This window comes from Klebsiella sp. G-Nf4 (assembly GCF_002810615.1).
Lineage (GTDB): Bacteria > Pseudomonadota > Gammaproteobacteria > Enterobacterales > Enterobacteriaceae > Klebsiella > Klebsiella variicola.
This window is the reverse complement of the sequence record NZ_PION01000011.1, coordinates 120,458-140,545: the sequence shown is the minus strand read 5'-3', so window position 1 is coordinate 140,545 and position 20,088 is coordinate 120,458. Positions and strand designations below refer to the sequence as shown.

Below are 20,088 nucleotides of genomic sequence, written 5' to 3'. Positions count from 1 at the left end.
CATGGCAGATTATCAGGGTAAAAAAGTCGTCATTATTGGGCTGGGTATGACCGGCCTGTCATGCGTGGACTTTTTCATGGCGCGCGGCGTGACGCCGCGTGTAATGGACACCCGCGTCGCGCCTCCGGGGCTGGATAAACTACCCGAATCGGTCGAGAGCCATATTGGCGGGCTCAATGATACCTGGCTGCTGGCGGCGGATCTGATTGTCGCCAGTCCCGGGATCGCGCTGGCCCATCCTTCCCTGAACGCGGCGGCCGATGCTGGCGTAGAAATCGTTGGCGATATCGAACTGTTCTGCCGCGAAGCGCAGGCGCCGATTATCGCCATTACCGGCTCTAACGGTAAAAGCACCGTCACTACCCTGGTGGGCGAGATGGCGAAAGCGGCCGGGGTTAACGTCGGCGTGGGTGGTAATATCGGCCTGCCGGCGCTGATGCTGCTGGACACCGATCGTGAGCTGTATGTGCTGGAGCTCTCCAGCTTCCAGCTGGAAACCACTTCCAGCCTGCAGGCTGTGGCGGCAACCATCCTCAACGTGACTGAGGATCATATGGACCGCTATCCGCTTGGGCTGCAGCAGTATCGTGCGGCGAAGCTGCGAATTTACGAGAATGCAAAAACCTGCGTGGTGAACGCGGACGATGCGCTCACGATGCCGGTACGCGGCGCGGACGATCGCTGCATCAGCTTTGGTGTCGATGTCGGTGACTACCACCTTAACCGCCAGCAGGGCGAAACCTGGCTGCGGGTCAAAGGTGAGAAAGTGCTCAACGTGAAAGAGATGTCCATCACCGGGCAGCATAACTACAGCAATGCGTTAGCGGCGCTGGCGCTGGCCGATGCCGCAGGCCTGCCTCGGGCCAGCAGCCTGAAGGCATTGACTACCTTCACCGGCCTGGCGCATCGCTTCCAGTTGGTGCTGGATCACAACGGCGTCCGCTGGATTAACGATTCAAAGGCGACCAACGTCGGCAGCACCGAGGCGGCGCTGAACGGCCTGCAGCTGGATGGCACGCTGTATCTGCTGCTGGGCGGCGACGGCAAGTCCGCTGATTTTACTCCGCTGAAGCGCTACCTTGGCGGCGATCGTATTCGCCTGTACTGCTTTGGTCGCGACGGTGCCGAACTCGCTGAGCTGCGTCCGGACGTGGCGGTACAAACTGAGACCATGGAACAGGCGATGCGTCAGATTGCTCCCCTGGTGAAAGCGGGCGATATGGTCCTCCTGTCGCCAGCCTGCGCCAGCCTGGATCAGTTTAAGAACTTTGAACAACGGGGCGATATTTTTGCCCGTCTGGCGAAGGAGTTAGGTTGATGCGTTTCTCTCTCCCACGCCTGAGAATGCCGCAGCTGAGCTTGCCTCGGTTGAGACTGCCGCGACTGCCGGGGATGTTTATCTTCGCCTGGCTGTTCGCCGCGCTGAAAGGCTGGGTGATGGGCTCGCGCCCGAAAGATAACGACAGTCTGGTGATGTATGACCGGATGCTGCTGTGGCTGACCTTCGGCCTGGCGGCGATCGGCTTTATCATGGTCACCTCTGCGTCAATGCCGGTGGGACAGCGCCTGGCGAGCGATCCTTTCCTTTTTGCCAAGCGTGATGGCCTGTACATCGTGCTGGCTTTTGTCCTGGCGCTGGTGACGCTGCGGTTGCCGATGGACTTCTGGCAACGCCACAGTACCGCGATGCTGATTGCCTCAATTGTGATGCTGCTGATCGTACTGGTGGTGGGTAGCTCGGTAAACGGGGCATCGCGCTGGATCGCCCTTGGCCCGCTGCGTATTCAGCCGGCGGAGTTCACCAAGCTGTCGCTGTTCTGCTATATCGCCAACTATCTGGTGCGTAAAGCCGACGAAGTGCGTAACAACCTGCGCGGGTTCTTAAAACCGATGGGTGTGATTTTCGTGCTGGCGATCTTGCTGCTGGCGCAGCCTGACCTCGGTACGGTGGTGGTGCTGTTCGTCACCACGCTGGCGATGCTGTTCCTCGCCGGCGCGAAGCTGTGGCAGTTCATCGCCATTATCGGCATGGGTATCTCAGCGGTGGTCCTGTTGATCCTCGCCGAACCGTACCGTATTCGCCGCGTGACTTCCTTCTGGAACCCGTGGGAAGACCCCTTCGGCAGCGGCTACCAGCTGACCCAGTCGCTGATGGCCTTCGGCCGCGGCGAGATGTGGGGGCAGGGCCTCGGTAACTCGGTGCAAAAACTGGAGTATTTACCGGAGGCGCACACTGACTTTATCTTCGCCATTATCGGCGAAGAACTCGGTTATATCGGTGTGGTACTGGCGCTTTTAATGGTATTCTTCGTCGCTTTCCGCGCCATGTCGATTGGCCGTAAAGCGCTGGAGATCGACCATCGCTTCTCCGGCTTCCTCGCCTGTGCCATCGGTATCTGGTTTAGCTTCCAGGCGTTGGTTAACGTCGGTGCGGCGGCGGGAATGCTGCCGACCAAAGGTCTGACGCTGCCGCTGATCAGTTATGGTGGTTCCAGTCTGCTGATTATGTCGACAGCCATCATGTTGTTGTTGCGAATTGATTATGAAACGCGTCTGGAAAAAGCCCAGGCGTTTACGCGGGGTGTTCGATGAGCGGTCAGGAAAAGCGGTTGATGGTGATGGCGGGCGGAACCGGTGGGCATGTGTTCCCGGGGCTGGCGGTCGCGCACCATTTAATGGACCAGGGCTGGCAGGTTCGCTGGCTGGGTACCGCCGATCGTATGGAAGCGGATTTAGTGCCGAAAAACGGCATCGAGATTGATTTTATCCGTATCTCCGGCCTGCGTGGCAAAGGGATAAAAGCGCAACTGTTGGCGCCGGTGCGTATCTTCAACGCCTGGCGTCAGGCGCGAGCGATCATGAAGCGTTTCCAGCCGGATGTGGTGCTGGGCATGGGCGGCTATGTCTCCGGGCCTGGCGGTCTGGCGGCGTGGTCGCTGGGGATCCCGGTGGTCCTCCACGAGCAAAACGGTATTGCCGGCCTGACTAACAAGTGGCTGGCGAAGATTGCGAAGAAAGTGATGCAGGCGTTTCCCGGTGCGTTCCCGCATGCGGACGTTGTCGGGAACCCGGTGCGCACCGACGTACTGGCGCTGCCGCTGCCGGGTCAGCGTCTGGTGGGGCGTCATGGACCGATTCGCGTGCTGGTGGTCGGTGGCTCTCAGGGCGCGCGCGTCCTGAACCAGACCATGCCGCAGGTGGCGGCGAAGCTTGGCGATGCGGTGACCATCTGGCACCAGAGCGGTAAAGGCGGCCAGCAAACCGTGCAGCAGGCCTATGCCGCTGCGGGGCAGCCGCAGCATAAAGTGACGGAATTTATTGATGACATGGCCGCGGCGTATGCCTGGGCAGATGTCGTGGTTTGCCGTTCCGGCGCGCTGACGGTCAGCGAAATCGCTGCCGCCGGTTTACCGGCGCTGTTTGTACCGTTCCAGCACAAAGATCGTCAGCAGTACTGGAATGCGCTGCCGCTGGAGAAAGCCGGCGCGGCGAAAATTCTCGAACAGCCTGAGTTCACGGTAGAGGCGGTTGCCTCTACCCTGGCGAGCTGGGATCGGGAAACGCTGTTGGATATGGCGGAACGAGCGCGTGGCGCTTCGATTCCGGACGCTACCGAGCGAGTAGCAGAAGAGGTCAGCGCCGTAGCTTTGGCGCGCTAATTGCGGTGATTTTCACCGCCCGAATGACAGAAGTTGATGGCGTAAAGAATGAATACACAAGATTTGGCAAAACTGCGTTCCATAGTGCCCGAGATGCGTCGCGTCCGGCACATTCACTTTGTCGGCATCGGCGGTGCCGGTATGGGCGGTATTGCCGAAGTGTTGGCTAATGAAGGTTACCAGATCAGCGGCTCCGATCTCGCGCCGAATCCGGTGACCCAGCAGCTGTCGCAGCTTGGCGCCACTATTTATTTCAACCATCGCCCGGAAAACGTGCGCGATGCCAGCGTTGTGGTCGTTTCCAGCGCGATTTCCGCGGATAACCCGGAAATCGTTGCCGCGCACGAAGCGCGCATCCCGGTGATCCGCCGTGCGGAAATGCTGGCGGAGCTGATGCGCTTCCGTCACGGGATCGCGATTGCCGGAACCCACGGCAAAACCACCACCACCGCAATGGTTTCAAGTATTTACGCCGAAGCCGGACTTGACCCGACCTTCGTCAACGGCGGGCTGGTGAAAGCGGCGGGCGTGCATGCCCGTCTCGGCCATAGCCGTTACCTGATTGCGGAAGCGGATGAGAGTGATGCGTCGTTCCTGCATCTGCAGCCGATGGTCGCGATTGTGACCAACATCGAAGCCGACCATATGGATACCTACCATGGCGACTTCGAGAATCTGAAGCAGACCTTTATTAATTTCCTGCACAACCTGCCGTTCTACGGACGCGCGGTGATGTGCGTGGACGATCCGGTGATCCGTGAACTGCTGCCGCGCGTCGGCCGGCAGATCACCACCTACGGTTTTAGCGACGACGCCGACGTTCGCGTTGAGGATTACCGTCAGCTTGGGGCGCAAGGTCATTTCCGCCTGGTGCGTCAGGATAAAGAGATCCTGCAGGTCACGCTCAATGCCCCGGGACGCCATAACGCATTGAACGCGGCGGCGGCGGTGGCCGTAGCGACGGAAGAGGGGATTGACGACCAGGCGATCCTGCGCGCGCTGGAAAGTTTCCAGGGAACCGGACGCCGCTTTGATTTTCTTGGCGAGTTTCCGCTGGCGGAAGTCAACGGCAAGCCGGGCAGTGCGATGCTTATCGATGACTACGGACATCACCCGACGGAAGTGGACGCCACCATCAAAGCCGCGCGCGCTGGCTGGCCGGATAAAAATCTGGTGATGCTGTTCCAGCCGCACCGTTATACCCGTACCCGCGATCTGTATGACGATTTCGCCAACGTGCTGACCCAGGTCGATGCGCTGCTGATGCTGGATGTGTATCCGGCGGGTGAAGCGCCGATCCCGGGCGCCGATAGCCGCTCACTGTGCCGTACCATTCGCGGTCGCGGTAAAGTTGACCCGATCCTGGTCTCTGACCCGGCCCAGGCCGCGGAGATGCTGGCGTCGGTGCTGACCGGTAACGATTTAGTGCTGGTGCAGGGCGCGGGCAATATCGGAAAAATTGCCCGTCACCTGGCTGAAATCAAACTGGCTCCGCAAAAAACGGAGGAAGAGCGCCATGGCTGATAAAATCGCGGTGCTTTTCGGTGGAACCTCCGCTGAACGTGAAGTGTCGCTGAATTCAGGCGCCGCGGTGCTGGCCGGGCTGCGCGAAGGCGGAGTGGATGCTCATCCGATCGACCCGCGCGACGTCGATATTACCCAGTTAAAAAATCTGGGCTTTAAGAAAGCGTTTATTGCCCTACATGGCCGCGGCGGGGAAGATGGCACGCTGCAGGGGCTGCTGGATCTGATCCAGTTGCCTTATACCGGCAGCGGGGTGATGGCCTCCGCGCTGTCGATGGATAAACTGCGCAGCAAATGGCTGTGGCAGGGGGCGGGATTACCGGTCGCGCCGTGGGTCGCGCTGACCCGCGCACAGTTTACTGCAGGACTTTCTGCTGCTGTTGAACAACAGATTGCGGCGCTGGGCCTGCCGGTCATCATCAAGCCGAGCCGTGAAGGCTCCAGCGTCGGGATGTCAAAAGTCAGCGAAAGCTGTGATTTACCGAGTGCATTGGCGCTGGCTTTTCAGCATGATGATGAAGTTTTGGTCGAAAAATGGCTTAGTGGGCCGGAATTTACCGTCGCCATCGTCGGTGAAGAAATTTTACCGTCAATACGTATCCAGGCCGCGGGAACCTTCTATGATTATGAGGCGAAGTATCTGTCTGATGAGACGCAATATTTCTGCCCTGGATTTGAAGATCCCGCGCGTGAGTCAGACATCCAGAGCCTGGTGCTTAAAGCCTGGAATGTTCTGGGGTGTAAAGGCTGGGGCCGTATTGACGTGATGCTGGACAGCGATGGCCAGTTTTATCTGCTGGAAGCAAATACTTCCCCGGGCATGACCAGCCATAGCCTTGTACCGATGGCGGCGCGTCAGGCAGGAATGAGCTTCTCCCAGCTTGTTGTACGAATTCTGGACCTGGCGGGGTGATATGTCGCAGGCTGCGCTGAATACGCGGAACCATGAAGAGGACGTTTCTTCTTCGCGTCGGAGTAATGGAACGCGGCTGGCAGGGATCGTTTTCCTGCTGGCGGTGCTGTTTACCGTGCTGGTCAGCGGGTGGATGGTTCTTGGCTGGATGGAAGATGCGCAGCGCTTGCCGCTGTCGAAGATGGTGGTGACCGGCGAGCGTCACTATACGCGCAATGATGACATCCGCCAGGCGATTCTGGCGTTGGGTTCACCAGGTACTTTTATGACTCAGGATGTGAACATCATTCAGAGTCAAATTGAACGCTTGCCGTGGATTAAGCAGGCGAGCGTCCGTAAGCAGTGGCCCGATGAATTGAAGATTCATCTGGTTGAATATGTGCCGATTGCGCGCTGGAATGATCAACATATGGTGGATGCAGAAGGAAATGCCTTCAGCGTACCGGCGGATCGCACCAGTAAACAGAATTTACCGATGTTATACGGCCCGGAAGGCAGTGAGAACGAAGTGCTGCAAGGGTATCGTGACATGGGGCAGGTGCTGGCAAAGGATAAATTCACGTTGAAAGTGGCGGCGATGACCGCCCGTCGCTCCTGGCAGTTGACGCTTAATAATGACATTAAGCTCAACCTTGGCCGTGGCGATACCATGAAACGGCTTCAGCGCTTTATGGAACTCTACCCGGTTCTTCAGCAGCAGGCGCAGACCGACGGCAAACGGATTAGCTACGTTGATTTGCGTTATGACTCGGGTGCGGCAGTGGGCTGGGTACCTGCTCCCGCAGAGGAAACTAATCAACAACAGAATCAGGCACAGGCAGAACAACAATGATCAAGGCGACGGACAGAAAACTGGTAGTTGGACTGGAGATTGGCACCGCTAAGGTGGCCGCTTTAGTAGGGGAAGTTCTGCCCGACGGCATGATTAATATCATCGGCGTGGGCAGTTGCCCATCACGTGGTATGGATAAAGGCGGTGTGAACGACCTCGAGTCGGTGGTGAAATGCGTACAGCGCGCCATCGACCAGGCCGAACTGATGGCGGATTGCCAGATTTCATCAGTTTATTTGGCACTTTCGGGTAAACATATAAGCTGTCAGAATGAAATCGGGATGGTACCGATTTCGGAAGAAGAAGTGACGCTGGATGACGTTGAGAACGTGGTCCACACCGCGAAGTCGGTTCGCGTCCGCGATGAACATCGCGTCCTGCACGTCATTCCGCAGGAATATGCCATCGACTACCAGGAAGGGATTAAAAATCCGGTAGGGCTGTCTGGTGTGCGTATGCAGGCGAAGGTGCATCTGATTACCTGCCATAACGATATGGCGAAAAACATTGTTAAAGCGGTGGAACGTTGCGGTCTGAAAGTTGACCAACTTATTTTCGCCGGGTTAGCGGCCAGTTATTCGGTATTAACAGAAGACGAACGTGAGCTGGGCGTCTGCGTCGTGGACATCGGTGGTGGTACAATGGATATCGCCGTCTATACCGGCGGCGCGCTGCGTCATACCAAAGTGATCCCGTATGCCGGGAACGTGGTGACCAGCGATATCGCCTATGCCTTTGGTACGCCGCCGAGCGATGCCGAAGCAATTAAGGTTCGTCACGGTTGCGCATTAGGTTCCATCGTCGGTAAAGACGAAAACGTCGAAGTCCCGAGCGTAGGCGGACGTCCGCCGCGCAGCCTGCAGCGTCAGACGCTGGCAGAGGTGATTGAACCGCGCTATACCGAGCTGCTTAATCTGGTCAACGAAGAGATCCTGCAGCTGCAGGAACAGCTCCGCCAGCAGGGTGTCAAACATCATCTGGCGGCAGGGATTGTGTTAACCGGCGGCGCGGCGCAAATTGAAGGCCTGGCGGCCTGTGCGCAGCGGGTTTTCCATACCCAGGTGCGTATTGGCGCGCCGCTGAACATCACCGGTTTAACGGATTACGCCCAGGAGCCGTATTATTCGACGGCGGTTGGGCTGCTGCACTACGGCAAAGAGTCACATTTGAGTGGTGAAGCGGAAGTCGAAAAACGCGTGACGGCGTCAGTGGGCTCGTGGATTAAACGACTCAACAGCTGGCTGCGAAAAGAGTTTTAATTTTTTAAGAGAACGCAGACAATTAGCGTTCTCAGGCGACAGGCACAAGACGGAGAGAAACTATGTTTGAACCTATGGAACTGACCAACGACGCGGTGATTAAAGTCATCGGCGTCGGTGGTGGCGGCGGTAACGCCGTTGAACACATGGTGCGCGAGCGCATTGAGGGTGTTGAATTCTTCGCGGTGAACACCGATGCGCAGGCGCTGCGTAAAACGGCTGTTGGCCAGACTATCCAGATCGGTAGCGGTATTACCAAAGGTCTGGGCGCTGGCGCGAACCCGGAAGTCGGCCGTAATGCGGCGGACGAAGACCGCGAAGCGCTGCGTGCGGCCCTTGATGGCGCAGACATGGTGTTTATCGCGGCTGGCATGGGCGGCGGTACCGGTACCGGTGCGGCGCCAGTGGTTGCGGAAGTGGCGAAGGATCTGGGTATCCTCACCGTTGCGGTGGTCACGAAGCCGTTTAATTTTGAAGGCAAGAAGCGCATGGCGTTTGCTGAGCAGGGGATCACCGAGCTGTCCAAGCACGTTGACTCACTGATCACCATCCCGAACGACAAGCTGCTGAAAGTACTCGGCCGTGGTATTTCTCTGCTCGACGCGTTCGGCGCGGCAAACGATGTACTGAAAGGCGCGGTGCAGGGTATCGCCGAACTGATTACGCGTCCGGGCCTGATGAACGTCGACTTCGCGGACGTCCGTACCGTGATGTCAGAAATGGGCTACGCGATGATGGGCTCCGGCGTGGCGAGTGGTGAAGACCGTGCGGAAGAAGCGGCTGAAATGGCTATCTCTTCTCCGCTGCTGGAAGATATCGACCTGTCCGGCGCGCGCGGCGTACTGGTTAACATCACTGCGGGCTTCGACCTGCGTCTGGATGAGTTCGAAACCGTGGGTAACACCATCCGTGCCTTTGCGTCGGATAACGCGACCGTGGTTATCGGTACCTCTCTGGACCCGGATATGAACGACGAGCTGCGCGTGACCGTGGTGGCGACCGGTATCGGCATGGACAAGCGTCCGGAAATTACCCTGGTGACCAACAAACAGGTTCAGCAGCCGGTGATGGATCGCTACCAGCAGCACGGCATGTCGCCGCTGACGCAAGAGCAGAAGCCGGCAGCAAAAGTGGTGAACGACAATACGCCGCAAACCGCGAAAGAGCCGGATTATCTGGATATCCCAGCCTTCCTGCGTAAGCAAGCCGATTAAGAATCGACTGGAAGTTGGGCATCTGCGCTCTTTGTGCTAAACTGGCCTCCCGATAGTGGTGTACACTTCGGTTGGATAGGTAAATTGGCGAGATTATACGATGATCAAACAAAGGACTCTTAAACGTATCGTTCAGGCGACTGGTGTCGGTTTGCATACCGGCAAGAAAGTCACACTGACGTTACGCCCTGCGCCGGCAAATACCGGGGTCATCTATCGTCGCACCGACTTGAATCCACCGGTAGATTTTCCGGCTGATGCCAAATCTGTGCGTGATACCATGCTCTGTACTTGCCTGGTTAATGAGCATGACGTGCGGATTTCTACGGTTGAACACCTGAACGCCGCATTGGCTGGCCTGGGTATCGACAACATTATTGTTGAAGTCGATGCACCGGAAATCCCGATTATGGACGGTAGTGCGGCTCCGTTCGTTTATCTGTTGCTGGACGCCGGCATCGATGAACTGAACTGCGCCAAGAAATTTGTCCGTATCAAAGAGACTGTTCGCGTCGAAGATGGCGACAAATGGGCTGAATTCAAACCGTACAATGGTTTTTCGCTGGATTTCACCATCGATTTTAACCATCCGGCGATTGATGCCAGCACCCAGCGCTATACGCTGAACTTCTCGGCCGATGCGTTCATGCGTCAGATTAGCCGTGCGCGTACCTTCGGTTTCATGCGCGATATCGAATATCTGCAGTCCCGCGGCCTGTGCCTGGGCGGCAGCTTCGATTGTGCCATCGTTGTTGACGATTATCGCGTACTGAACGAAGACGGTCTGCGCTTTGAAGACGAATTTGTTCGCCACAAAATGCTGGATGCGATCGGTGACCTGTTTATGTGTGGTCACAACATTATCGGCGCATTCACGGCGTACAAATCGGGTCACGCGTTGAATAACAAACTGCTGCAGGCGGTCCTGGCAAAACAGGAAGCCTGGGAGTATGTGACCTTCGAAGACGACGCAAAACTGCCTATGGCGTTCCGCGCACCGTCGATGGTTCTGGCGTAAGCCTGACCATTCAGTAAATTCGACTGGTAACCTGGTACTCTCTCCGACCAGGGAACCAGTCGTTTTTCTTTTATAACCCCTTCCAGTTATTTTTCGCAGTGATTGCCGGGCAATAATTAGCGTGCGTTCGCTGTTTTATTAAGCGTTTTCCCCGGGCAATCGCCTTCATTCATGCTGCCTCAGCGCGGTAATAATGTTAGTATTTGAGCGCAAAATTATTTCTCCGGGTTGCTTTACCCCGTGGATGTCAGGGTGTCCTGCAAAAAACGCTAATTAAGAGGCAGCCTGAACGATAACGGGTATACCAACGAAAGGTAATAAAAGTGAGTGGATTGCTGACGCGCTGGCGACAGTTTGGCAGACGGTATTTTTGGCCGCATCTCCTGTTGGGGATGGTCGCGGCCAGCTTTGGCCTGCCCGCGCTTAGCAACAGCCATGAAACCGCGACGCCGGCGAAGGCGACGGCCAGCAACCACAATCCGAGCAAAGTCAATTTCTCCCAGCTGGCGCTGCTGGAGAGCAATCGTCGGCCAAACTTTACCGTCGACTACTGGCATCAGCACGCCATTCGCACCGTCATTCGTCATCTCTCCTTCGCGATGGCGCCGCAGGCATTGCCGGTGGCGGAAGAGTCGTCCCCGCTGCAGGCCCAGCATCTGGCGCTGCTCGATACGCTCAGCGCGCTGCTGACCCAGGACAGTACGCCGCCGGTGGTGATCCGCCAGGTGGCTTACATCCCTTCCTCATATTCTGCGTTCCGCGTGAGTGCCTGGATTAGCCAGGTGGCGGGGATCCGCGCAGGGCCTCAACGTCTCAGCTGAAAATAACCACGGACCATCCTATTTTTTGTGACTCCGCACCGCGGGGCGTTTGAGATTTTATTATGCTTATTAAAATGTTAACCAAGGTTTTCGGCAGCCGTAACGACCGTACGCTGCGTCGTATGCGCAAAGTTGTCAATATCATCAACGGTATGGAACCGGCGATGGAAAAACTTTCTGATGACGAGCTGAAAGCGAAAACTGCTGAATTCCGCGCGCGCCTGGAAAAAGGCGAAGTGCTGGAAAACCTGATCCCGGAAGCCTTTGCCGTCGTTCGTGAAGCCAGTAAGCGCGTGTTCGGCATGCGCCACTTCGACGTCCAGCTGCTGGGCGGTATGGTGCTTAACGATCGCTGTATCGCCGAGATGCGTACCGGTGAAGGTAAAACCCTGACTGCGACCCTGCCAGCGTATCTCAACGCGTTGACCGGTAAAGGCGTTCACGTGGTCACCGTCAACGACTACCTGGCGCAGCGTGACGCCGAAAACAACCGTCCGCTGTTCGAATTCCTTGGCATGAGCGTGGGCATCAATATGTCCGGTCTGCCAGCGCCGGCGAAGCGTGAAGCCTACGCTGCCGATATTACCTACGGCACCAACAACGAATACGGCTTCGACTACCTGCGCGACAACATGGCCTTCAGCCCGGAAGAGCGCGTTCAACGTAAACTGCACTATGCGCTGGTGGATGAGGTGGACTCCATCCTGATCGACGAAGCGCGTACCCCGCTGATCATCTCCGGCCCGGCGGAAGACAGCTCTGAAATGTACCGCAAGGTAAACAAAATCATCCCGCACCTGAACCGTCAGGAAAAAGAGGATTCGGATACCTTCACCGGTGAAGGCCACTTCTCCGTTGATGAGAAAGCCCGCCAGGTTAACCTGACCGAACGCGGTCTGGTACTGATCGAAGAGCTGCTGGTGCAGGAAGGCATTATGGAAGAAGGTGAGTCGCTGTACTCCCCGACCAACATCATGCTGATGCACCACGTGACCGCCGCGCTGCGTGCCCATGCGTTGTTCACCCGCGACGTTGACTACATCGTTAAAGATGGCGAAGTTATCATCGTCGATGAGCACACTGGCCGTACGATGCAAGGCCGCCGCTGGTCCGATGGTCTGCACCAGGCGGTTGAAGCCAAAGAAGGCGTGGAGATCCAGAACGAGAACCAGACGCTGGCCTCTATCACCTTCCAGAACTACTTCCGCCTGTACGAGAAACTGGCGGGGATGACCGGTACAGCGGATACTGAAGCCTTCGAATTCAGCTCTATCTATAAGCTGGATACCGTTGTCGTGCCGACCAACCGTCCGATGATCCGTAAGGACATGGCGGATCTGGTCTATATGACCGAAGCGGAAAAAATTCAGGCGATAATCGAAGATATTAAAGATCGTACCGCTGCTGGTCAGCCGGTGCTGGTCGGTACTATCTCGATCGAAAAATCAGAAGTGGTTTCACGCGAGCTGACCAAAGCCGGCATTAAGCACAACGTCCTGAACGCCAAGTTCCACGCCAGCGAAGCGGATATCGTTGCTCAGGCGGGTTACCCTGCCGCGGTGACCATTGCCACCAACATGGCGGGTCGTGGTACCGATATTATGCTCGGCGGTAGCTGGCAGGCGGAAGTCGCCGCGCTGGAAAATCCGACGCCGGAACAGATTGAAAAAATCAAAGCGGACTGGCAGGTGCGCCATGATGCGGTTCTGGCCGCAGGCGGTCTGCACATCATCGGTACCGAGCGCCATGAATCACGCCGTATCGATAACCAGCTGCGTGGCCGTGCGGGTCGTCAGGGTGATGCCGGTTCTTCCCGCTTCTACCTGTCGATGGAAGATGCCCTGATGCGTATCTTCGCCTCCGATCGTGTGTCCGGCATGATGCGCAAACTGGGGATGAAACCGGGTGAAGCCATCGAGCACCCATGGGTGACTAAGGCTATCGCCAACGCCCAGCGTAAAGTGGAAAGCCGTAACTTTGATATTCGTAAGCAGCTGCTGGAATATGATGATGTGGCCAACGACCAGCGCCGCGCGATCTACACTCAGCGTAACGAACTGCTGGACGTGTCTGATGTCAGCGAAACCATCAACAGCATCCGCGAAGATGTCTTTAAAGCGACTATCGATGCGCATATTCCGCCGCAGTCACTGGAAGAGATGTGGGATATTGAAGGCCTGCAGGAGCGTCTGAAAAACGACTTCGACCTCGATCTGCCGATCAAAGAGTGGCTGGATAAAGAGCCGGAGCTGCATGAAGAGACCCTGCGTGAACGTATTCTGCAGAGCGCGGTAGAAACCTACCAGCGTAAAGAAGAAGTGGTCGGCGCCGAGATGATGCGCCACTTCGAGAAAGGTGTGATGCTGCAGACCCTGGACTCCCTGTGGAAAGAGCATCTGGCGGCGATGGACTACCTGCGCCAGGGTATCCATCTGCGCGGCTATGCGCAGAAAGATCCGAAGCAGGAGTACAAGCGCGAATCGTTCTCTATGTTTGCTGCGATGCTGGAGTCACTGAAGTATGAAGTGATCAGCACCCTGAGCAAAGTTCAGGTGCGGATGCCGGAAGAAGTTGAAGCGATGGAGCAGCAGCGTCGTGAAGAGGCCGAGCGCCTGGCGCAGATGCAGCAGCTCAGCCATCAGAGCGATGATGAGGCCGCTGCCGAGGATCTGGCGGCACAAACCGGCGAGCGTAAAGTGGGGCGTAACGATCCCTGTCCGTGCGGTTCCGGTAAAAAATATAAACAGTGCCACGGCCGTCTGAGCTAAGGCCTGATAAAAAAACAAAGGCGCAGAGTTCTGCGCCTTTTTTATGGAGCTGATTCAATGAAAAAACTGCAAATCGCCGTCGGGATAATTCGCAATCCGCAAGGCGAAATCTTTATTACCCAGCGCGCCGCTGATGCCCATATGGCGAATAAGCTGGAGTTCCCGGGCGGGAAGATTGAATCTGATGAGACGCCGGAGCAGGCGCTAATTCGCGAGCTGCAGGAAGAGGTTGGAATTACGGTAAGGTCTGCAACGCTATTTGATAAGCTGGAGTATCAGTTCCCTGACCGCCATATAACGCTGTGGTTTTTCCTTGTGGAAAGTTGGCAAGGCGAGCCATGGGGTAAAGAAGGGCAGCCGGGGCGGTGGATGGCGGGACAAACACTGGATCCAGAGGCGTTCCCCCCGGCGAATGAACCGGTTATTAGCAAACTCATCGCCCAGGGCTGAGCATCAGGCTACGATGCTAACCCGATAATTATCGGGTTAGCATGTCGGTAAATCAGGGCTGCTGTTCACTCCATTCATCGCTGTCGGAGAGATCGCCCGCGCTGGGGATACGCTTCTCTTCTGCGGCCCATTCTCCCAGGTCGATCAGCTGACAGCGCTTGCTGCAGAATGGACGAAAGGGACTCTGCTCGCCCCACACCACGTTTTTGCCGCAGGTCGGGCAGTTGACGATGGTCTCTTCAGACATGTTATCTCCTTAGCAGCAGGCCAGTTCAAAATCAAAGCGCTCCGGCACGATCCCATACTCACTATCCAGCGGCATGAAGCGGATGGCGAAACGGCTCTTATGGCCGGAGATCTGCGGATACAGCTGGTGAGCCAGATCGAGACGCAGGCGTAGCAGGTCAGCATCATCGCCATTATCCTGGTAAAAACCATTGAGGCTGGTCTGTTTACGAAACGGCGCAGAGTTACGGATCAGGTCGAGGATCAGGTTCAGGGACTGTACCAGCGGATCGAGGCTGGTAAGCCAGCTGGCCACCTGCTCGTCTCGATGCGCCTGTGGCATATGGAGCCAGATATGCAGGGTCGGTAAATCGAAGCTGCAGCAGCCACCTGGAATACTCAGGCGCTGACGCACCAGCGCAATCAGGCGATCTTCCCGCAGAAACTGACCAATACGCGGCGCGGCCATCAGGGTGCTGGAGGACTGTTTCAGTTGCTGGCGCAGCTCGTTAATACGCTCCTGATCGACGCCCGGCACTTCTGCCCAGGACTGGAGCTTGCGCTGCTGGCGCTCCAGTTCTTTAACCAGGTCGGTACGCACCTCGCCACGCTCCAGCACATCCAGGAGATCGCCGGCGTTACGGAAAAAATGGAGCGCATCGGCATGAGTGGCAATCATCGGATGGAAAGCCATCTGCTGGATCAGAAATTCGATGCGCAGCCAGGTACGCATTTTCTCATTAAGAGGATGTTCAAACAGAACGGGGGTATGCATTACGAGTTTTCCTGTGAGGCGGCCTGCGATGCCAGCGTTAAATACTTTTCGTGCAGGCGGGCAACATCCGATGCCACTGCATCCGGCGTGCCAGTGTTTTCAATAACATCGTCCGCGACGGCCAGGCGCTGCTCGCGCGTGGCCTGAGCGGCAAGAATATGTTCAGCATGTTCGCGGCTGACCTTGTCACGCAGCATGGTGCGTTCGATCTGCGTTTCTTTTGGCACATCGACGACCAGTACGCGATCGGCCTGGCCGGACAGGCGGTTTTCGACCAGCAAAGGTACGACCCAGAGGAGATAAGGGGAGGTAGCAGCCTGCATCTGGCGGCGCGTTTCCTGCTGGATCAGCGGATGTAACAGCGCGTTAAGCCAGGCTTTATCCTCCACGTGAGCAAAAATTTTTTCCCGCAACAGGCGGCGGTTCAGCGTGCCGTCGGGGGCAATCATCTGCGACCCAAAGTGGCTGGCGATGGCCTGGAGCGCTGGGGTGCCAGGTTCGACTACCTGGCGGGCGATAACATCGGCATCAACAACGTTAACCCCGAGCTGCGCGAAGGCGTCGGCGACAGTGCTTTTACCGCTGCCGATCCCACCTGTTAACGCGACTGTGTACCCCATATCTTCTGACCCTGAAACGGATTGCTCGTATTTTTTGCATTCAGACAGCGATGACTGGCCGCACGTCGGAGAGGTGATAGTGATCATATCGTGATAGTCACGTGTCAACCGGGATCGCCGCCCGCTATTTTGTTTCTTTTAATCAAGCAAATCAAATGGTTAAAAATAATACGCTGGCGGGGAAAGGCATAAGTGCTTTTTTCTCCATTCACCAGGTAAATTTATACGATTGTAGCGTAAAAAAAGTGAAAATCGCAGTCTTGCGCAGGCCTGATTCGTGCGTATGATAACGTCACTGGAGTTGTGCTCTCACAATAATGCAATTAACCCCAGGAATTCGCACATGCGTATTGAAGAAGATCTGAAGCTTGGTTTCAAAGACGTTCTTATCCGCCCGAAACGCTCTACTCTCAAAAGCCGTTCTGATGTTGAGCTGGAACGTGAATTCACTTTTAAACATTCAGGCCAGACCTGGTCCGGTGTGCCAATTATTGCGGCCAACATGGATACCGTCGGCACCTTCAGTATGGCGAAAGCGCTGGCCACTTTTGGTATTCTGACTGCGGTACACAAGCACTACACCGTTGAGGAATGGCAGGCGTTTGTACAGGGCGCATCCGCAGACGTCCTCAAGCATGTGATGGTTTCCACCGGCACTTCCGATGCCGATTTCGAAAAGACCCAACAGATCCTCTCTCAGAATCCGCAGCTGAACTTTGTGTGCATCGATGTGGCTAACGGCTACTCTGAGCACTTTGTGCAGTTTGTGGCGAAAGCCCGTGAAGCCTGGCCGCAGAAAACCATTATCGCCGGGAACGTGGTCACCGGTGAAATGTGCGAAGAGCTGATCCTCTCCGGCGCCGATATTGTGAAAGTCGGGATTGGCCCAGGTTCCGTCTGCACTACCCGCGTCAAAACTGGCGTCGGCTATCCGCAGCTCTCCGCCGTGATCGAGTGCGCTGATGCGGCACATGGCCTGGGCGGCCAGATCATTAGCGACGGCGGATGCACCATGCCGGGCGATGTGGCGAAAGCTTTCGGCGGCGGCGCCGATTTCGTGATGCTCGGCGGCATGCTGGCGGGCCATGAAGAGAGCGGCGGAACTATCGTTGAAGAGAACGGGGAAAAATTCATGCTGTTCTATGGCATGAGCTCCGAGTCGGCAATGACGCGCCATGTGGGCGGTGTCGCGAAATACCGCGCGGCGGAAGGGAAAACCGTTAAGCTGCCGCTGCGTGGCCCGGTGGACAATACTGCTCGCGATATCCTTGGCGGCCTGCGTTCAGCCTGCACCTATGTTGGCGCTTCGCGTCTGAAAGAGCTGACCAAACGGACGACCTTTATCCGCGTTCAGGAACAAGAGAACCGGATATTCAATAGCCTGTAATCGGCTTCGCTGGCGCCTGTGCTGCGCCAGCGTTTCTCACCCTCCCGCCCCACCAATGGCATCGCCCAGATGAAAAACGGGCAAATACATCGCCACCACCAGGATGCCGACCAGTGAGCCGGTTATCACCAGCATGAGGGGTTCGAGATGCGCAGCCAGACTGTCGGCTCGCTGATGCGTTTGCTCTCGATGATGGCGCGCCAGATTTTCCAGCATCTGATCCAGCGCCCCCGCGCTTTCACCCGTACGGATGAGCTGCAGGCACAGCGGAGTAAAACCGCCGCACCGGCTTAACGCCTGCCAAATCGGTTCCCCCTGGGCTATCAGCGCACGGGCTTGCGCCAGGCGCTGGCGCCAGAGCGGGCACGACAGGGTTGCTTCCACACTTTGCAGCCCCTGCAGAAAGCTAATACCGGCGCTTTGGGTTAACGCCAGGACGGTGAAGATCAGGCTCAGCTGTTGGCCGCCGATCAGGGGGCCGATGAGAGGGAGCGCGTTCAGCAGCCGCTGGCGACGCAGCAACCAGTCGCTACGCCGCCGGACCAGCTGGTTGAGCAGCAGCGGGCTCAGGAAAAGGGCCAGCAGTAGCGGCCAGCCGCGACTGAGCATGTCGCCTGCCGCAACGACCATCCTCGTCAACAGCGGCAGCGGCGTACTGAACGTCTGGTAGATGGCGGTGAACTCGGGCAGGACAAAATAGAGCATTCCCAGCACCACCAGCAGCGCCAGGGCGAGCACAATCAGCGGGTAACGCAGCGCTTTTTTGACCTTGCCGGCGAGCCTCTGCTGCTCCTGCTGTTGGTTGGCCAGCTGCAGGCAGCAGATATCAAGCTTGCCTGTCAGTTCGCCGGTGCTAATCATCGCCAGATAAAGTGGCGGAAAGGCTTGCGGCCACTGCGCCAGCGCGGTAGAGAAAGCTACACCCTGAGCCAGCTCGCGGCCCAGAGCCTCAAGCAGGGCTTGCCACTGGGCGTGCGGTTGCTGCTGCGCCAGTAGCGATAAACCGTCCGCCAGCGGCAGGCCGGCCTGCAGCAAGGTGGCGAGCTGACGGATCGTTTCGCTGCTGTAGCGAGGGTGCCAGAGGCTCAACTTCACTGCACAGCGGCGCACGGCCAGCGGCATGACGTGCTGCTGCTGCAGGTGATGCAGCACCTCCAGACGACTGGTTTGCCATAGCATCCCCTGGCTCGGGGCGCCGTGCGCATCGATACCGCGCCAGCGCCAGAGACGTTTAGTCGCCATGGGGGATCCCCAGCACCCGCACCACCTCTTCAAGGCTGGTCAGCCCTTGTTCGATAGCCTGACAGCCGCTTTCAAAAAGCGTCATCATCCCCGCGGCTCGCGCCAGAGATTCAATCTCAATGGCATTCAGCCCCTGGACTATTCCCTGGCGTAACCCGGGGGTGACAGGCATGACCTCAAACAGCGCCAGCCTGCCGTGATAACCGTGATAACAGTGTTCGCAGCCAGCCGCCTGCCAGCGCGGCAGCGGGCGCGGCCACAGGCTGTGCGGCAGGTCGGCGGCGCTACCGACATTGCGCCGACAGTGGGGGCACAGCTTGCGGACCAGGCGCTGGGCGATAACCAGCGAGAGCGCTGAAGATATCATCCAACGGGCAATGCCCATTTGCTGCAGGCGAGTAAGGGTTTCGCTGGTGGAGTTGGTGTGCAGGGTGGAAAGCACCAGGTGGCCGGTCTGAGCGGCTTTGAGCGCGATTTCAGCGGTCTCGGCATCGCGGATCTCGCCCACCATGACAATATCCGGATCCTGGCGTAACAGGGCACGAAGTACGCTGTGAAAGGTGAGTCCGGAACGCGGATTAATTTGCGTCTGATTCATCCCGGCGATGGGGATCTCCAGCGGATCCTCAACGCTACAGATGTTCACTTGCTCCCGGTTTCTGGCCTGCAGGGCGCTGTAGAGGGTCACCGTTTTACCGCTTCCGGTCGGGCCGGTGACCAGCAGTAGACCCTGCGGCTGATTCAGCGCCTGGCGAAAGGCCGCCAGCTGGGAAGAGGAGAGCCCGAGGGCCTCCAGATCCAGGGCCTGGTCAACCTGATGCAGAAGACGCAGGACAATTTTTTCGCCATAGCGGCAGGGCAGAGTGGCTATGCGAAAGGAGAGCGGTCGTCCGCCGAGGTTCAGCGCGAACTGACCATCCTGTGGTAAACGATGCTCGGCGATATCCAGACTGGCCATCACCTTGAGTCGCGCGATAACCGGTGCGGCCAGCTCGGGGGCCAGCAACGGCAGGGCGTGAAGGACGCCATCGACCCGCAGGCGGATGCGTAAATGCGTTTCCGTGGGTTCGATATGAATATCGGACGCCCGCTGACGCAGAGCCTGTTCGAGGATCTGGTTGACCCGTTCGGCGATATTCTCTGGCCCCGCGTTTTGCGCCAGTTGCGCCTGCTTTTCCTGGGCCTGCAGACGCTTGTCCATCTGTTCCTGGTTCCAGCATTCAATATCGATTCGCTTTTGCGTCGCGAAGCGCAGCGCCTCCATCAGTTCCGCCGGTGGGGTATCGACCACCGCAATGGCTATTGTCTGCTCGTCGCTATGCAGCAGCATGGCGTGATAGCGGCGGCAGAGAGGGATCAGTTGTTCTGTTTTCATGTGTTT

The 20,088-nt window shown here is 57.4% G+C and carries 18 protein-coding genes; 13 read left to right on the top strand and 5 right to left on the bottom strand.

Annotated elements, in window-relative coordinates:
• Position 1 precedes the first annotated feature (1 nt).
• From murD to mutT, 12 genes are all read left to right on the top strand, one after another.
• The gene (gene murD / locus CWM57_RS21300) at positions 2 to 1,318 is read left to right on the top strand and encodes a UDP-N-acetylmuramoyl-L-alanine--D-glutamate ligase (protein ID WP_061155764.1); all 1,317 of its coding nucleotides are present in this window, start codon (positions 2 to 4) and stop codon (positions 1,316 to 1,318) included.
• Positions 1,318 to 2,592, top strand: coding sequence for a cell division protein FtsW (gene ftsW, locus CWM57_RS21295; RefSeq protein ID WP_061155763.1), 1,275 nt, complete (start codon positions 1,318 to 1,320; stop codon positions 2,590 to 2,592). The genes murD and ftsW overlap by 1 nt, the downstream gene beginning before the upstream one ends.
• Entirely contained in the window at positions 2,589 to 3,659 is a 1,071-nt protein-coding gene (gene murG, locus CWM57_RS21290; RefSeq protein WP_008807432.1) for an undecaprenyldiphospho-muramoylpentapeptide beta-N-acetylglucosaminyltransferase, read from the top strand. The genes ftsW and murG overlap by 4 nt, the downstream gene beginning before the upstream one ends.
• A gap of 48 nt (positions 3,660 to 3,707) precedes the next feature.
• Positions 3,708 to 5,183, top strand: coding sequence for a UDP-N-acetylmuramate--L-alanine ligase (murC, locus tag CWM57_RS21285; protein WP_008807431.1), 1,476 nt, complete (start codon positions 3,708 to 3,710; stop codon positions 5,181 to 5,183).
• Complete coding sequence (locus tag CWM57_RS21280; RefSeq protein WP_100676342.1) at positions 5,176 to 6,096, top strand: D-alanine--D-alanine ligase; 921 nt, start codon at positions 5,176 to 5,178, stop codon at positions 6,094 to 6,096. Before murC ends, CWM57_RS21280 begins: the two co-directional genes overlap by 8 nt.
• A gap of 1 nt (position 6,097) precedes the next feature.
• Entirely contained in the window at positions 6,098 to 6,928 is an 831-nt protein-coding gene (gene ftsQ, locus CWM57_RS21275) for a cell division protein FtsQ (protein WP_004204342.1), read from the top strand.
• The gene (gene ftsA, locus CWM57_RS21270; RefSeq protein ID WP_004204343.1) at positions 6,925 to 8,187 is read left to right on the top strand and encodes a cell division protein FtsA; all 1,263 of its coding nucleotides are present in this window, start codon (positions 6,925 to 6,927) and stop codon (positions 8,185 to 8,187) included. The genes ftsQ and ftsA overlap by 4 nt, the downstream gene beginning before the upstream one ends.
• 62 nt (positions 8,188 to 8,249) lie before the next feature.
• Positions 8,250 to 9,401: a cell division protein FtsZ gene (ftsZ, locus tag CWM57_RS21265; protein WP_002888628.1), complete on the top strand. Its 1,152-nt coding sequence runs from the start codon at positions 8,250 to 8,252 to the stop codon at positions 9,399 to 9,401.
• Positions 9,402 to 9,501: 100 nt separating this feature from the next.
• Positions 9,502 to 10,419: a UDP-3-O-acyl-N-acetylglucosamine deacetylase gene (gene lpxC, locus CWM57_RS21260; RefSeq protein ID WP_002888632.1), complete on the top strand. Its 918-nt coding sequence runs from the start codon at positions 9,502 to 9,504 to the stop codon at positions 10,417 to 10,419.
• A 323-nt stretch (positions 10,420 to 10,742) separates the two neighbouring features.
• Complete coding sequence (gene secM / locus CWM57_RS21255) at positions 10,743 to 11,240, top strand: secA translation cis-regulator SecM (protein WP_061155761.1); 498 nt, start codon at positions 10,743 to 10,745, stop codon at positions 11,238 to 11,240.
• Between the two features lie 62 nt (positions 11,241 to 11,302).
• Positions 11,303 to 14,008, top strand: coding sequence for a preprotein translocase subunit SecA (gene secA, locus CWM57_RS21250; protein WP_074386864.1), 2,706 nt, complete (start codon positions 11,303 to 11,305; stop codon positions 14,006 to 14,008).
• A gap of 57 nt (positions 14,009 to 14,065) precedes the next feature.
• A complete protein-coding gene (gene mutT / locus CWM57_RS21245; protein ID WP_061155759.1) occupies positions 14,066 to 14,458 on the top strand; it encodes an 8-oxo-dGTP diphosphatase MutT in 393 nt (130 codons plus the stop codon).
• A gap of 52 nt (positions 14,459 to 14,510) precedes the next feature.
• Here mutT and yacG read toward each other — a convergent pair whose 3' ends face one another.
• Genes yacG through coaE form a run of 3 tightly spaced genes read right to left on the bottom strand, consistent with a single transcriptional unit; the run spans position 14,511 to position 16,078 of the window.
• The gene (gene yacG, locus CWM57_RS21240) at positions 14,511 to 14,705 is read right to left on the bottom strand and encodes a DNA gyrase inhibitor YacG (protein ID WP_061155758.1); all 195 of its coding nucleotides are present in this window, start codon (positions 14,703 to 14,705) and stop codon (positions 14,511 to 14,513) included.
• Positions 14,706 to 14,714: 9 nt separating this feature from the next.
• Positions 14,715 to 15,458 (bottom strand): cell division protein ZapD, encoded by a 744-nt coding sequence (zapD, locus tag CWM57_RS21235; RefSeq protein ID WP_061155757.1) that lies wholly within the window; start codon positions 15,456 to 15,458, stop codon positions 14,715 to 14,717.
• A complete protein-coding gene (gene coaE, locus CWM57_RS21230; RefSeq protein WP_061155756.1) occupies positions 15,458 to 16,078 on the bottom strand; it encodes a dephospho-CoA kinase in 621 nt (206 codons plus the stop codon). The genes zapD and coaE overlap by 1 nt, the downstream gene beginning before the upstream one ends.
• A 343-nt stretch (positions 16,079 to 16,421) precedes the next feature.
• Between coaE and CWM57_RS21225 the strand changes: the two genes are divergently transcribed.
• Positions 16,422 to 17,465, top strand: a complete 1,044-nt coding sequence (locus CWM57_RS21225) for a GMP reductase (protein ID WP_008807421.1) — start codon at positions 16,422 to 16,424, stop codon at positions 17,463 to 17,465.
• Positions 17,466 to 17,501: 36 nt separating this feature from the next.
• On the opposite strand, the gene hofC is transcribed toward CWM57_RS21225, so the two are convergent.
• Complete coding sequence (gene hofC / locus CWM57_RS21220; RefSeq protein ID WP_100676341.1) at positions 17,502 to 18,707, bottom strand: protein transport protein HofC; 1,206 nt, start codon at positions 18,705 to 18,707, stop codon at positions 17,502 to 17,504.
• Positions 18,697 to 20,082, bottom strand: coding sequence for a type II secretion system protein GspE (gspE, locus tag CWM57_RS21215; protein WP_100676340.1), 1,386 nt, complete (start codon positions 20,080 to 20,082; stop codon positions 18,697 to 18,699). The genes hofC and gspE overlap by 11 nt, the downstream gene beginning before the upstream one ends.
• Positions 20,083 to 20,088: the final 6 nt, after the last annotated feature.

What these genes read in the sequence shown, in the direction of transcription:
- CWM57_RS21225 (WP_008807421.1), top strand. Translation starts at nt 16,422, where the DNA reads ATGCGTATTGAAGAAGATCTGAAGCTTGGTTTCAAAGACGTTCTTATC.
- coaE (WP_061155756.1), bottom strand. Translation starts at nt 16,078, where the DNA reads ATGGGGTACACAGTCGCGTTAACAGGTGGGATCGGCAGCGGTAAAAGC.
- gspE (WP_100676340.1), bottom strand. Translation starts at nt 20,082, where the DNA reads ATGAAAACAGAACAACTGATCCCTCTCTGCCGCCGCTATCACGCCATG.
- yacG (WP_061155758.1), bottom strand. Translation starts at nt 14,705, where the DNA reads ATGTCTGAAGAGACCATCGTCAACTGCCCGACCTGCGGCAAAAACGTG.
- ftsZ (WP_002888628.1), top strand. Translation starts at nt 8,250, where the DNA reads ATGTTTGAACCTATGGAACTGACCAACGACGCGGTGATTAAAGTCATC.
- ftsA (WP_004204343.1), top strand. Translation starts at nt 6,925, where the DNA reads ATGATCAAGGCGACGGACAGAAAACTGGTAGTTGGACTGGAGATTGGC.
- mutT (WP_061155759.1), top strand. Translation starts at nt 14,066, where the DNA reads ATGAAAAAACTGCAAATCGCCGTCGGGATAATTCGCAATCCGCAAGGC.
- CWM57_RS21280 (WP_100676342.1), top strand. Translation starts at nt 5,176, where the DNA reads ATGGCTGATAAAATCGCGGTGCTTTTCGGTGGAACCTCCGCTGAACGT.
- lpxC (WP_002888632.1), top strand. Translation starts at nt 9,502, where the DNA reads ATGATCAAACAAAGGACTCTTAAACGTATCGTTCAGGCGACTGGTGTC.
- zapD (WP_061155757.1), bottom strand. Translation starts at nt 15,458, where the DNA reads ATGCATACCCCCGTTCTGTTTGAACATCCTCTTAATGAGAAAATGCGT.
- murG (WP_008807432.1), top strand. Translation starts at nt 2,589, where the DNA reads ATGAGCGGTCAGGAAAAGCGGTTGATGGTGATGGCGGGCGGAACCGGT.
- hofC (WP_100676341.1), bottom strand. Translation starts at nt 18,707, where the DNA reads ATGGCGACTAAACGTCTCTGGCGCTGGCGCGGTATCGATGCGCACGGC.
- murD (WP_061155764.1), top strand. Translation starts at nt 2, where the DNA reads ATGGCAGATTATCAGGGTAAAAAAGTCGTCATTATTGGGCTGGGTATG.
- murC (WP_008807431.1), top strand. Translation starts at nt 3,708, where the DNA reads ATGAATACACAAGATTTGGCAAAACTGCGTTCCATAGTGCCCGAGATG.
- secA (WP_074386864.1), top strand. Translation starts at nt 11,303, where the DNA reads ATGCTTATTAAAATGTTAACCAAGGTTTTCGGCAGCCGTAACGACCGT.
- ftsQ (WP_004204342.1), top strand. Translation starts at nt 6,098, where the DNA reads ATGTCGCAGGCTGCGCTGAATACGCGGAACCATGAAGAGGACGTTTCT.
- ftsW (WP_061155763.1), top strand. Translation starts at nt 1,318, where the DNA reads ATGCGTTTCTCTCTCCCACGCCTGAGAATGCCGCAGCTGAGCTTGCCT.